Below are 12,455 nucleotides of genomic sequence, written 5' to 3'. Positions count from 1 at the left end.
GATTTAACCCTTAAAAAATTAAAAATTTATTAAATATTAAAATCATGAGATTGACGATGTAATTGATGGTGGCCCCTACTGGACTTGAACCAGTGACCAATCGATTATGAGTCGACTGCTCTGACCAACTGAGCTAAGGGGCCATTTTGATGTGCTACTGAATTAGTAGGTTTGCGATTATAATAGAGTTAAATCGAATTTGCTATAGTTAATTAATAAAATAGGTTGGTTTGATTATTTATTAACCTGTATTTTATTGGATTTTGTGCAAACTTAATTACTGATATTCTTTGTTTAACTAAACTGATACAATAAGTTAAGCTATTTGTTATATTGGATGAGGAAATTTTATGTTTATTAAAAAATCGCTAGTTATTGGTGTTACGATATCAGCAACTTTGCTTTTAAGTGCTTGTAGCAACTCTAATCATCAACTTACTTCTGCCGGTAGTCATGTTCAATTCATCGATACTAAACCTGCTGCTTCTTGTCAATTATTGGGTAAAGCCGAAGGACGCCGTAGTAGCTTCTTTTCTGGTCTTAAAACACATAGTGAACTTATTCGCGATGCAGCAACAGAACTAATGAATAATGCAGCTGCTATGGGGGGCAATGTAATTTATAATGCTCAAGATACGTCTATGAAGTATATTTCAGATATTGCGCCAACAGATGCAATTATGGTTGGTGAGGTTTATCGTTGTAAATGATGTGTAACTAAACAAAAAAACAGGAGGTTTGACCTCCTGTTTTATTATTTATAATTCTTAGTATGATCTTAAATTAACCATGTTGTTTTTCAAATTGCTGCATAAAATCAATTAAATAATTGACGCCTTCTTGATCCATCGCATTATAAATAGATGCACGCATTCCACCTGCAATTCTGTGACCTTTGATGCCGATAATGTTAGCTTGAGTTGCTTCGCTTACAAATTTTTTATCCAACTCTTCATTTGGTGATAAGAAGGTAACATTCATAATTGACCGATTAGCTACTGCAACAGTATTTCGATAAAAATTAGATTGGTCGATGAATTGATATAGTGATTGTGCTTTAGCTTGGTTTCGTTGCTGCATTGCTTTTAGTCCACCAAGACTTTTTATCCATTTAAACACTAGCCCCGACAAATACCATGCAAATGTAGGTGGAGTGTTAAACATTGAATCGTTGTCCATTAAGATTTTGTAATCTAGTACTGATGGTAACATTTTTTTTGCATGGCCAATTAGATCTTCTCGCACAATGATAATGGTAATACCTGATGGACCAATATTTTTTTGAGCACCCGCATAAATTATGCCATATCGATTTATGTCAATAGGTTGCGATAATATACACGATGATAAGTCAGCTACAACGGTTTTGTCACCAAAGTTGGGTTCTTCAAAGATTTGAACGCCATCAATTGTTTCGTTTGGACAATAGTGTACATAGGCAGCATTATCATTTAATTGCCATTCTGACATAGATTTAACAGCCGTTAGTCCGTTTTGTTTGATAACAACATTTTGTTCATTCACTTGACAATATTTGCTGGCTTCTTTGATTGCGCATTGGCTCCAATAACCACTATTAATATAGTCGGCACTGGTTTTATTCCCTAAAATATTTAATGGAACTGCAGCAAATTGTGCTCTGGCACCACCTTGGCAATAGAGAATTTTGTAATTGTTAGGAAGGTTTAAGATTTCTCGTAGGTCGTTGGTAGCTTCAATAGCACAGGCGTCAAAATCTTTACCTCTATGGCTTAATTCCATGACTGAAGCACCTGTATTATGCCAATTTAATAATTCAATTTGAACTTGTTTTAATACATCTGCAGGCAATTTTGCTGGGCCGGCACTAAAATTATAACTTTTATTCATTGCAATTCACTTTGATCCATTCAAAAAGAACTCTATTTTTACACTGTATGAATAGATATACAATCATATTTTTTGTTAAAAAGTTTCAGATAACTATGTGTTTCAGTATAAAAATACCGGCTAATGCCGGTATAGTTGTTATTAGAATAATATAGCTGTTTATAAAAGTTGTTGCTTGGCAACTTCAATCGCTGATTTTACCTGTTGTGGTGAAACCCCACCTTTGGCACAACGTTTAGCTAGGCATGATTCTAACGATAATATTGGATAAACATCATTATCAATAACTGAGCTAAATTTTTGTAGTTCTTCAAGCGAAAGTTCTTCGAGTGCTTTTTGCTTTGCAATAGCCTCAACAACTGCTTCGCCAACAATGTGGTGAGCCTCACGAAACGGTATGCCTTTGGCAACTAAATAATCAGCCAGTTCAGTTGCATTAGAATAACCTTGTTTGGCAGCTTCTTGGCAATTTGTGTAGTTAATCTTAATATCCTCGAGTACTAGTGTGGCCATATCTAAGCATTCTTGCCAAGTATCAAGTGCGTCAAATAGGTGCTCTTTGTCTTCTTGTAAATCTTTATTATAAGCAAGCGGTAAACCTTTTAAGGTCATTAAGGCACCCGTTAATGCACCCACAACCCGCCCTACTTTGCCTCGGATTAGTTCTAATGCATCAGGATTCTTTTTTTGTGGCATAAGTGAAGATCCTGAAGTCACTCGATCTGATAGTTCAACAAAATTGGCTTCACCACTATTGAAAATAATAAGATCTTCAGCAAAACGCGATAGGTGTACCATACCTATTGAGGCATTATTTAATAGTTCAAGGATGTGATCACGATCAGACACCGAATCCAGACTATTATTCGTTGCTTGAGCAAACCCTAACCAATGAGCCAATTGCTCACGATCCATTGGATAGGCAGTTCCAGCTAAGGCACCAGAGCCTAACGGACTAACATCTAAACGTTGTAATGTATCTTCTAAGCGGCTGACATCACGACTTAGCATTTCAAAATAAGCCAGGCACCAATGCGCAAATGTAATTGGTTGTGCTCGTTGCAAGTGGGTGTAACCAGGCATAATAGCTTTTTGGTGCTGTTCAGCGGTTGTAACTAGTAATTGGCGTAAATGATTTATCGCATTAATTAAATGAGGAATTTGGTCTTTACACCATAATTTTAAGTCGGTTGTTGATTGGTCATTACGGCTTCGTCCTGTGTGTAATTTTTTACCTAAGTCGCCAATTTTTTCAATCAGTTTTTGTTCAACCCAACTGTGTATGTCTTCGGCATCACTTTGTAAAATTTGGTTAGGATCTTGTGTAACCAATAACAACAATTCATTTAAGGCTTTTTCTAATTTTTTTTGTTCATCATAAGATATAACGTTAACCGTCACCAATGCTTTTGACCAAGCAATTGAGCCAATGATATCTTGCTCTGCGAGGCGATAATCAAAGCGCAATGAATCATTAAAATGCTTAAATCGTTGATCTGCTTTTTGGCTAAAACGCCCACCCCATAATGCCATAATTACCTCAATATTATCTTAAATGAATGTTATCTTAATGATTAACTATACAATTTCAATTTTGTTTTATATATTTATTTTTATAATAAAATTAAATTTAATCAAGAATAAAAATAATATATACAGGACGTTGCCTGTATATATTTATTATTAACGCTATTTTATTTGCAAATTGGCGTTTAGTTTTTCGCTTTTTTAGCAGTTTGTTTTTGCTGTTTCTCATTTAAAGCACGTATGCGTGATGACAATGAAAATAGACGAATAAATCCACCTGCATGACTATGATCATAAACTTCATCTTCACCAAATGTAGCAAATTCTTCATTATATAAACTATTTGGTGATTTCTTTTGCACGGCAGTTGCATTACCTTTATAAAGTTTAACCACTACTTCCCCCGTCATGTCTTGTGCCAAAACTTCAGCCGCAGCTTGAATTGATCGACGATATGGTGCAAACCAGCGTCCATCATAAACAACATAAGCCATTTCAATACCTAGTTGTTCACGCCATTTAAAGCTGTCACGGTCTAATATTAATTGTTCTAAACCACGTAATGCTGTCATCATTATTGTGCCGCCAGGCGTTTCATAACAACCACGCGATTTGATACCGACTAAGCGATTTTCAATAATATCAACTCGACCAACACCATGTTTTGCACCAATTTTATTTAATGTTGCAACACAGTTATATGGTGATAATTTTTTCCCATTTACTGAAACCACTTCGCCTTTTTCAATACCAATGGTTACTAATTCTGGTTGGTTTGGAGCATCTTCTGGCGAAACAGTCCAAGCCCAGCAATCTGTATTAGCTTGGTTCCATGTGCTTTCTAACACACCACCTTCAGTGGAGATATGCCATGCGTTTTCGTCACGGCTGTAAATTTTTTCAATGGTTGCAGTTGTTGGAATTTTACGAACTTTTAAATAATCAATTAATGCTTCGCGTGAACGCAGATCCCATTCACGCCAAGGTGCAATCACTTTAAGTTGTGGAGCAAGCGCAGTATAGGTTGTTTCAAAGCGCACTTGGTCATTACCTTTACCAGTTGCTCCATGACAGAGTGTATCAGCTCCAACCTCTAATGCATATTCAACTTGCGCTTTTGCAATAATTGGACGAGCCATGGAGGTACCAAGATAATAAGTTCCTTCGTATAAGGCCCCTGTTTTTAAGACCGGATATACGTAATCTTTAACAAATTCTTCTCTTAAATCAACAACTTTACAAGCAATTGCACCCGATGCTTTAGCCTTTTTTTCTACATCTTTTAGTTCTTTTGGATCTTGACCTACATTAGCAACAAAGGCATAAACTTCACATCCACCATAATTTTCTTTCAACCAAGGAATAATCGCCGATGTATCCAAGCCACCCGAATAAGCCAATACAACCTTTTTTGTTCCACTTTTTTTCATGTTATACCCTTTCTAAATTAACTGACGAAAAAAATGAGTTAAAAACTTTTTTATTAATCATTAAATATAGATAACTAGCTTAATATAATAGTTGCTCAATATCTAAGCAATGATTCTTGTGCCTGTAGAGCCTGATTGCCCGTTAAATAATTCGATGAGTTGGTGGGATTTTTTCCAACTAGCAATATCAATTGGTCGCCCTAAGGCCTTGGCGGCTTCGAAAGCTGAATTCACTTTAACGACCATACCGTCTGTAATAACACCTTTAGCAATCAGTTGATCCGCTTGCGATTGCGTTAATGATTCAATGCGTTGTTTGTTTTCGTCAAGTACGCCAACTACATCAGACAATAATATTAAATCAGCATTTAAGGTCTTAGCTAGCGCTACCGCTGCGTGATCCGCATTAACATTCATCATTTGTCCCGCTTGAGTAATACCAATCGAGCTAATAATGGGAAGGTAACCCGAATTAATAAGTAGATTGATTAATGTAGGATCGCCAGCTTTAGCTTCACCAACATAGCCTAAATCTTCTGAAATTTGTTTAACTTCTACACTATTACCATCAGCTAAACAAAGTCCTACACTTGCTATTTGCTGTTTTTTTGCTTCTGACAATAAAGTAGTATTGGCACTGCCAGCAAGGCTACCAACAATAACGTCAATTTGATCTGCAGGAGTTACACGTAATCCATTGCGACGGACTACGGGTAAAGAAAGCCTATCCATTAACGAATCAACTACCGTACCACCACCATGAACAATAATTAATGATCGTTGAAAATTTTTTTTGTACTCACTAATAACGTCAAATAATTTACTTAAGGCATCTTTGTTATCAAGTAATACACCACCAAGCTTTATAATTAATGGTTTCATTTTAGTTTCCTATTAATTTAACCTACTTTTAATTCATTAAAAATTTTTGTACAGAGTTTAGAAATAATTTACTCATTTTTATAATAGTGATGTGGTTTCATCAAAATTATATCGAATGTTCATACACTGCACAGCTTGTGCTGCTGCGCCTTTTAATAAATTATCTTCAACAGAAATTAATATTAAATGACGATCTTTCAATACAAATCCAATATCACAATAAGGCAGACCAATGACAGATTTTAACGCTGGCCAATCTTTTTGATAAATTCTAATCAAAGGTTTATTTTGGTAATATTTATTTAAAGCTTTGAGGATATCTTGTGATGTTACACCTTCTTTTACTCGACAAGTAATTGTGGCGTGGATACCTTGTTTAAAACTGCCTAAATGAGGTGTAAAGATCACTTCTTGACCTAAATGTGTTGCAATTTCTGGTTGGTGTCGATGCGTAAAAAGTCCATAAGCATGTAAACTTACTTCACAAAATATATTATTATACGAAGGTTTTCGACCTGATCCACTCACCCCACTTACAGCATTAATAACAGGCCATTGTGAATTATCTAGTAGCCCCTCCTCAATTAATGGTTTTAGTGGTAATTGTGATGCTGTAGGGTAACATCCTGGTACAGCAATAAGTTGTGCCTTTTTAATTTGTTCACTATTCCACTCTGCTAAACCATAAACTGCTTTATCTAACCATTTTGGATACTGATGGGTAAAACCATAATAGTCGGTATAAAAACTAGCCGAATTAACTCTAAACGCACCCGACAAATCAAAAACTGTACAACCATGTTCTAAAAAATAAGGAGCTATATTATGGCTGACAGCATGTTCAGTAGCTAAAAAAACAATATCAAGATCATTTATATAGGAAGAATAATCAGCAGTGGGAATAAGTGGTAATTCAACAACACCTTTTAATTGAGGGTGTAAATCATAATCAGAAATAAGCTTACCACCGTCTTGGCTGTTTTCAGACACAGTTAAAGCAATAAGTTGTATATGCGAATGCTTGTATAAATAATAAGCTAATTTTGCCCCAGCATAACCACTTGCACCAACAATAATTGCTTTTAACATACCCTACCCTTATCTATTTTTTATGCAATAATGTGCATATAGTAGGTTATTTATGAGGCTATTACAAGCATAAAATGAATTTTTATTCACTTTTTGTGAATTAAATTTCATTTATTTTTTTGCAAACATATCAATATTATAACTTATTATTGTAACTACCCCCCTAAAATAGTACAGCAAAAAAGTAGAAAATTCTCTATGATAAAAGTAAAAGGGGATTTAATGATGAAAAAAATGACTGAACATCAAATCGTCGCTATTTTAAAAGAAGCTGAAGCGGGTATTCCTGTCAAGGAACTCTGCCGTAAATATGGCATGGGTAATTCAACTTTTTATAAATGGCGGGAAAAATACGGTGGTATGGAAACGTCGGATAGCAAACGTTTAAAAGAACTTGAAGCTGAAAACCGCAAGCTTAAGCAGATGTTTGCCGAACTGAGCTTAAAATCCCAGCTTCAGGAAGAAATCATAAAAAAGCTTTAGTACCAACTGGGGCACGTAAAACGGGGGCACAGCAACGACAACAAAATCATTCTGTTACTATAGCTATGAGCTGCGCTATCGTTGGCTTAAGCCGTTGTGCTTACTATTATCAACCTAAGTTACCGGATGATTCGGTGATTATTTCGGTGTTGAATGCTATCACAGACCGGTATTTACGCTGGGGCTTTCCTAAATGTTTTAATCGTATCAGAAAGCTCGGCTATCAATAGAACCATAAGCGTGTTTATCGGGTGTATTGTGAATTAAAGCTTAATCTCAGAGTAAAACGAAAAAAACGCATTCCTCCACGATGCCCAGAAAAGCTATTGGTGCCTAATAAACAAGGTGAATGTTGGTCAATGGATTTTATAAGTGACAGTAGCCGTAATCAACATCGCTTTAGGACATTCAATGTCATCGATGACTTTAATCGTGAGGTGTTAGGTATTGATATTACAGTAAGCTTACCGGCAGGGAGCGTTACCTGTAACTTAGATAAACTGACCGAATATCATGGTTATCCATTAAAAATATGAGTCGATAATGGACCAGAATTCACCGGAAACACGTTTACTAATTGGGCAAAAACACATGGTATAACTATAGATTACATCAAACCCGGCAGCCCTTATCAAAAGGGCTATATTGAACGATTTAATCGTACCTATCGTACTGAAGTACTCGATTTATATCTTTTTAACAACTTAGCACAAGCAAGGAGAATAACCGAAGAATGGCTAACGATTTATAACACCGAAAGACCGCATGAGGCATTAAATAACATGACACCGATTGAATTTAAAACACAAAAACAAGTAGCATAATTTTCTATGTGAGTTGTGTACTAAGTTTGGGGTATTTACATTATATCAAGAAATAATATCATTCAATACCGGACGTTCAAGTTGGATTATGCCTTCGTATTGTCCAAATTCGGGATATTTTTCGTATAAGCCTGAAAAGTCAAGTTTTTGATTGCCTTCGTAATCTTCGTATTTCCCCTTAGAATCGATATATTTTCGGGCAGCATAGTTTCCGTCCTGATCAAATGCAAAGTGCATACGGTACTCTTGCTCTTCGCTGCTGTTTCCTGGGATAAATTGATAAAACCAAACTTCTTCTAAAAATAGGGTGCGGTCTTCTTTTACTTCATCGAAAAGATATTTTAAATATGTTCTTCCTTCATTATCGATAAAATAAACGCCAACATGTTTATTTCTAGGCACTATCGTAACGTAACAATAGGGGTAAAGTGATTTTTCGGAGTGTAGTACGCAAAACTCATATCCCAATAAATGCTCGTGGTTATATTTAGCTACTTCCTCAGAGGTGAGTTTGCCTTTTTCTACTTTATTTCTAAATTTGGTACTATTCCATGTGTCCCATCTGCTTACTGAACTTGTTTGGTCTTTTATTTTCTGCATAAAAAAACCTAAATACTTTACTATCATAGTTTATTTCCTTTATTTGATTTATTTATATATTTTACCTGATACATCTCTTATTGTTACGTTACGTTTTGCCGCGTACTCTAAAACTTCTTTGGAAATTTTTTCTGTTTGTCTAGGTACTTCTAAAATCATTTGCCCGTCTAATTTTTTTCCTCCTCTTGCAATGACTTCCGCTTCTATATTTATCCAATAGAATCTTGTATCAAGGAGAAATATTTGTCGTCCTCGTCTTCAAAAATTTCTTTTCCTTCCAGCATATAAGCACTCATAAGCGCATCTTTGGCTTTATCCATATTTTCTAATTCATAATACGTTTCTCCAAGTCCTAACCACACATAGCCGTTTCCTAATCCGTCAGGACATTTTAAGGCTTGTTCGTAGTTGTTACTGGCTTGTTGATAATTGCCTAGATTGAAATAACTATCTGCCATTGCCGTGTAAATATGTAAACTGACTTCCCAGTTTTCTTTTTGGAGGGGAACTAAATTTAAAGCAGATTCGTATTTTTCAATCGCTTTGTTATATTCTCCTGCTTCGGCATATTGGTCTCCTTGTTCTAATTTGGAAACGATTTGATCGTATAATTCATCTGATAATTCCATATTATTTATACCTTTTTGCTGTTTAATTTTTTATGTACTTTTCTGGATGTCGATAAAAATCTAAATATTTAGGGTCTTTACTTTCAAAATATCTATAACCTGCTATAGGCACTATACTATCCCATTCTTCTTTGGCTTTTACGTAGTCGCCGGTTTCAAAATAATACCTGCCAAGATAGAAACCTAAGTATTCATCATCTAAATGTAAGTTATTATTGACCATAATCATATTATTAAGCCACTTTTTTGCCCGCTCAAAATCCCTAATTTTAAAACAATCGTCAACAATATATCTTGCTGTATTAAAGGCTTCGTTCCAATTTTCTTTGGGTTCGGGGTATAAATTCCATGCTTGTTCATACAATTTAAAAGATTGTTCAATTTCATTGTTTAAAAATTTTTCATAAGCTTGTTCAGTTAATGAATCTATTTCATCCTGTAATTTTTTGTCTAATACTGCCATAATTTTTATCTCTTTTTTATTTTAGCGGAGGTTTATAGATTTCATTTAACTTTCCACCCTTGCTGCGGTTAATTTTATAATATTCGAGTTCGTAATTTTTACTGTCTAGCATCCATTCGCGTACTTCTTTGCTTTTGGCGCCAAATTTTCGTCCTACTCTGTTCCACCAACTTACGGCGTCTACTTTATGGGACATATCTGCCAAATCTATATCATATCATTTTCCTTCTTTTTTTGATTTAAATTGTTTTTTTCCGTTTTTTATTCTTGCTGTACCTTCTTTATTCATCCTTTCATAGGATAATAATTTAAACCTTTAATATTGTTAGTTTTTAATATGTTATAAAGTTTTTTTGAAATTATTGTATTTCTTTGAGTTAATCCTCCTGTACCAAAATACTCATGAGTATAAAAAAAATCAAATTCACCGGGTGAAGAATCAAAAGATGGATAATAAGAATCATCGCTTAATACATATTTATCAATATTCCAATTTTTAATGTATGTTTTTTCTTTGATTTGAGTTTTATTAATAATTAAGTGCGATTTACTGATTCCTTGTTGAACTATTTGTACAACATTTTCTAATTTGGTTTGGGTTTTATAGTTTATAACTGGCAAGGATTTAATATTTAAAGGTCTAAATATTTTTTCATAAACTTCTGGTTTTACAAAAAAAGCATCTTCAATGTAATTTGCCGAGGCAATGTCATTTCCTCCCCAATTAGGTTCATTTTCTAAAAAATAATAGCCGTTTTGATTCCCTCTTAATATTCCAAATTGTTTGTCAGTCTTAATTATTTCAAAGACACCTTTGTAATAAGGGTATAAATCAAATGGATATTCATATTTATCTATAACGGCTTCGACATCTGGTTTTGCATATCCTAACATTTTATTAGAATATATATTTAAATACGGGGCTAATGTTCTATCTTTTTCTGAAAAATAACTTTTCTTTTGGGTTATATTATCCCAATCCTTATTCAGCATATTTTTGATTCGTTCAAAATTTTGATTATGTTCATCTATTTCAAATGAATCCCAGCCTTCTGATACATTAATTCCTAACCTTTCTAAATTATCTTGTTCTTCTTTATTAAAATTCTATATTTTATTTTCATAATCCCAAACTTTTTAATATTTCTGGATAATCTTTATATAATTCTTTAATTAAATTCATACAGTTTTTTTATCTCTTCTATGTATTTAATATCCTGATGAATAAAATCTTTTTCTTCGGGAAATATTTTTATTAAAGCATTATAAAATTCAAGAGAAGCATCTATAGATGTTTTAATAAATTCGTAAAAATCAAAATTTGTTTTATCATTATTTATTATTATTGAAAGATGATTATCTTTCTTCTCCAAAATTACTTTAGTTGGTTGATCGGGGAAATAAAATTCAGTTTTTGTATTATTTATCAGTTCTTTAATTGCTGTCATTAAACAAAACCAGAGTTGATCTATAAGATCCCAATATTTAAATCCAAATATCATTTTATCTCGGTGTTGTATGCTTAATGCTCCTTCAAGGTGTTCGAAATCTAAATTTTGATTTCTTAAATCTTCTTGTTTTTTTATATTTATAAATTTTGTTTGGTCTATCTTATTTAAGTCTTTTACTATATATTCCGGTAAAAGAATAAACGATTCAATTTTTAAATTTTTATTATTATTTCCCATAATTGACTAATCCGACTTTTATTTCAGAAGCTAAAGAAGAAAAAACAATACTAGGTATTACTCCATTAATACCTAGACAGAGTAAATCAGAATATCCCTTTTCATTTTCAATGCCCCAAAGTTGCATGAGGGATTTTTTTGTGAAATTATTTGCCCAATCTGGAATAAAATATTGGTTAGTTTCTATTAGGGAAGGAATGTGAACGATAAGTTCATCGGTATCATCATTCACAGTAATTTGTAAATAATAGTTAGATATTTGCACTACTATTTCAATATAATCTGTAGTATTGGAATCAAATTTTTTACAGAAAAACTGCGTTATGGATAATCCTATTAAATTTTCCACTTTTATCATAATGATTTTCTTAATTCTTTTTAGCACATTTTAAAACTTCTTTGGAAATTTTTCCGCATTACGCTCGGGGTTTTTAATAACTACATGAATGCACAATAAAATATTATGGTAAATCTAAATATTCAGGTTTTAAAATGTTTTGATAATCAAATAAGTATTCGTAGTCTGTATAATTTTGGGGTTTTCTTAGCCAATTATGTGATAAGTTTACTTGGGTTTCTTTTTCTTCATAATCCATTCTAAACTCCGGTCTTTTTGTTTTTGTAATGGTCTCAACATTCATAATGCCATTATCCTTAAAAAAAATTTCATTAGTTATTCTTTTATCTGCATCTTCATCATATAAATTAATCTGACGTAAAAATATCTTTCCATCCACATCCTTATTATGTGAATCTTTACCTTTATCGTAGACCATAAAAAGATAAATAAACAATTCACCATTATGATAAGTTAGAAAATCAATACTTATCGTTTCAAAATAATTAAATACGCATGCTATAGGCTCACCACCTTTAAAAAAGGTGACATAGTAATTTTTATCATTATCAAAAGCATATTTGGCCCAATCTTCTGCATTCTTGAGATGTTTTTTGTCTTCTGCTGTTGGTTT

14 protein-coding genes, 1 tRNA gene and 1 pseudogene are annotated in these 12,455 nt (G+C 33.4%); 2 read left to right on the top strand and 14 right to left on the bottom strand.

The window, feature by feature from the left end; translation table 11 throughout:
- Nucleotides 1-66: 66 nt before the first annotated feature.
- Nucleotides 67-143, bottom strand: a tRNA-Ile gene (locus A9G48_RS04695).
- A 207-nt stretch (nucleotides 144-350) separates the two neighbouring features.
- On the opposite strand from A9G48_RS04695, the gene A9G48_RS04690 reads away from it, so the two are divergent.
- On the top strand, nucleotides 351-710 hold the full coding sequence (locus A9G48_RS04690; protein WP_051825187.1) for a DUF4156 domain-containing protein: 360 nt from the start codon (nucleotides 351-353) through the stop codon (nucleotides 708-710).
- Between the two features lie 73 nt (nucleotides 711-783).
- Here A9G48_RS04690 and serC read toward each other — a convergent pair whose 3' ends face one another.
- The 5 genes from serC to argC form a co-directional block, all read right to left on the bottom strand.
- A complete protein-coding gene (gene serC / locus A9G48_RS04685) occupies nucleotides 784-1,869 on the bottom strand; it encodes a 3-phosphoserine/phosphohydroxythreonine transaminase (RefSeq protein WP_034945472.1) in 1,086 nt (361 codons plus the stop codon).
- Nucleotides 1,870-2,028: 159 nt separating this feature from the next.
- Nucleotides 2,029-3,402, bottom strand: coding sequence for an argininosuccinate lyase (argH, locus tag A9G48_RS04680; RefSeq protein ID WP_034945469.1), 1,374 nt, complete (start codon nucleotides 3,400-3,402; stop codon nucleotides 2,029-2,031).
- A gap of 179 nt (nucleotides 3,403-3,581) precedes the next feature.
- A complete protein-coding gene (locus A9G48_RS04675; RefSeq protein WP_034945466.1) occupies nucleotides 3,582-4,826 on the bottom strand; it encodes an argininosuccinate synthase in 1,245 nt (414 codons plus the stop codon).
- Between the two features lie 102 nt (nucleotides 4,827-4,928).
- Complete coding sequence (argB, locus tag A9G48_RS04670; protein WP_065575831.1) at nucleotides 4,929-5,708, bottom strand: acetylglutamate kinase; 780 nt, start codon at nucleotides 5,706-5,708, stop codon at nucleotides 4,929-4,931.
- Between the two features lie 78 nt (nucleotides 5,709-5,786).
- Nucleotides 5,787-6,797 carry an N-acetyl-gamma-glutamyl-phosphate reductase gene (gene argC, locus A9G48_RS04665; protein WP_065575830.1) on the bottom strand — a complete coding sequence of 337 codons (1,011 nt, stop codon included), beginning with the start codon at nucleotides 6,795-6,797 and terminating at the stop codon, nucleotides 5,787-5,789.
- A gap of 222 nt (nucleotides 6,798-7,019) precedes the next feature.
- On the opposite strand from argC, the pseudogene A9G48_RS04655 reads away from it, so the two are divergent.
- Nucleotides 7,020-8,104, top strand: a pseudogene (locus tag A9G48_RS04655) (IS3 family transposase).
- Between the two features lie 45 nt (nucleotides 8,105-8,149).
- On the opposite strand, the gene A9G48_RS04650 reads toward A9G48_RS04655, so the two are convergent.
- From A9G48_RS04650 to A9G48_RS11550, 8 genes are all read right to left on the bottom strand, one after another.
- The gene (locus A9G48_RS04650; protein ID WP_065575829.1) at nucleotides 8,150-8,731 is read right to left on the bottom strand and encodes a hypothetical protein; all 582 of its coding nucleotides are present in this window, start codon (nucleotides 8,729-8,731) and stop codon (nucleotides 8,150-8,152) included.
- Between the two features lie 182 nt (nucleotides 8,732-8,913).
- The gene (locus tag A9G48_RS04645; RefSeq protein WP_065575828.1) at nucleotides 8,914-9,333 is read right to left on the bottom strand and encodes a tetratricopeptide repeat protein; all 420 of its coding nucleotides are present in this window, start codon (nucleotides 9,331-9,333) and stop codon (nucleotides 8,914-8,916) included.
- Nucleotides 9,334-9,355: 22 nt separating this feature from the next.
- Nucleotides 9,356-9,796 (bottom strand): hypothetical protein, encoded by a 441-nt coding sequence (locus tag A9G48_RS04640; RefSeq protein ID WP_065575827.1) that lies wholly within the window; start codon nucleotides 9,794-9,796, stop codon nucleotides 9,356-9,358.
- A 16-nt stretch (nucleotides 9,797-9,812) separates the two neighbouring features.
- Nucleotides 9,813-9,992 carry a GH-E family nuclease gene (locus A9G48_RS04635; RefSeq protein ID WP_065575826.1) on the bottom strand — a complete coding sequence of 60 codons (180 nt, stop codon included), beginning with the start codon at nucleotides 9,990-9,992 and terminating at the stop codon, nucleotides 9,813-9,815.
- Nucleotides 9,993-10,081: 89 nt separating this feature from the next.
- Nucleotides 10,082-10,789 (bottom strand): hypothetical protein, encoded by a 708-nt coding sequence (locus tag A9G48_RS04630; protein WP_065575825.1) that lies wholly within the window; start codon nucleotides 10,787-10,789, stop codon nucleotides 10,082-10,084.
- A gap of 176 nt (nucleotides 10,790-10,965) precedes the next feature.
- Nucleotides 10,966-11,484, bottom strand: coding sequence for a hypothetical protein (locus A9G48_RS04625; protein ID WP_065575824.1), 519 nt, complete (start codon nucleotides 11,482-11,484; stop codon nucleotides 10,966-10,968).
- Entirely contained in the window at nucleotides 11,474-11,842 is a 369-nt protein-coding gene (locus A9G48_RS04620) for a DUF6334 family protein (RefSeq protein ID WP_037408490.1), read from the bottom strand. Before A9G48_RS04620 ends, A9G48_RS04625 begins: the two co-directional genes overlap by 11 nt.
- A gap of 103 nt (nucleotides 11,843-11,945) precedes the next feature.
- The coding region (locus tag A9G48_RS11550) for a hypothetical protein (RefSeq protein ID WP_176701991.1) at nucleotides 11,946-12,455 on the bottom strand (510 nt) is incomplete at its 5' end.

The organism is Gilliamella sp. wkB18, assembly GCF_001690875.1.
GTDB classification, from domain to species: domain Bacteria; phylum Pseudomonadota; class Gammaproteobacteria; order Enterobacterales; family Orbaceae; genus Gilliamella; species Gilliamella apicola_A.
The sequence above is the reverse complement of the archived record's forward strand: the minus strand, read 5'-3'. Positions and strand labels throughout refer to the sequence as shown.

Bases quoted from the DNA above. Each gene is read 5' to 3' on its own strand.
- A9G48_RS04690 (WP_051825187.1), top strand. From the start codon at position 351: ATGTTTATTAAAAAATCGCTAGTTATTGGTGTTACGATATCAGCAACT.
- argH (WP_034945469.1), bottom strand. From the start codon at position 3,402: ATGGCATTATGGGGTGGGCGTTTTAGCCAAAAAGCAGATCAACGATTT.
- A9G48_RS04625 (WP_065575824.1), bottom strand. From the start codon at position 11,484: ATGGGAAATAATAATAAAAATTTAAAAATTGAATCGTTTATTCTTTTA.
- A9G48_RS04675 (WP_034945466.1), bottom strand. From the start codon at position 4,826: ATGAAAAAAAGTGGAACAAAAAAGGTTGTATTGGCTTATTCGGGTGGC.
- A9G48_RS04635 (WP_065575826.1), bottom strand. From the start codon at position 9,992: ATGTCCCATAAAGTAGACGCCGTAAGTTGGTGGAACAGAGTAGGACGA.
- A9G48_RS04645 (WP_065575828.1), bottom strand. From the start codon at position 9,333: ATGGAATTATCAGATGAATTATACGATCAAATCGTTTCCAAATTAGAA.
- A9G48_RS04640 (WP_065575827.1), bottom strand. From the start codon at position 9,796: ATGGCAGTATTAGACAAAAAATTACAGGATGAAATAGATTCATTAACT.
- serC (WP_034945472.1), bottom strand. From the start codon at position 1,869: ATGAATAAAAGTTATAATTTTAGTGCCGGCCCAGCAAAATTGCCTGCA.
- argB (WP_065575831.1), bottom strand. From the start codon at position 5,708: ATGAAACCATTAATTATAAAGCTTGGTGGTGTATTACTTGATAACAAA.
- A9G48_RS04630 (WP_065575825.1), bottom strand. From the start codon at position 10,789: ATGCTGAATAAGGATTGGGATAATATAACCCAAAAGAAAAGTTATTTT.
- argC (WP_065575830.1), bottom strand. From the start codon at position 6,797: ATGTTAAAAGCAATTATTGTTGGTGCAAGTGGTTATGCTGGGGCAAAA.
- A9G48_RS04650 (WP_065575829.1), bottom strand. From the start codon at position 8,731: ATGATAGTAAAGTATTTAGGTTTTTTTATGCAGAAAATAAAAGACCAA.
- A9G48_RS04620 (WP_037408490.1), bottom strand. From the start codon at position 11,842: ATGATAAAAGTGGAAAATTTAATAGGATTATCCATAACGCAGTTTTTC.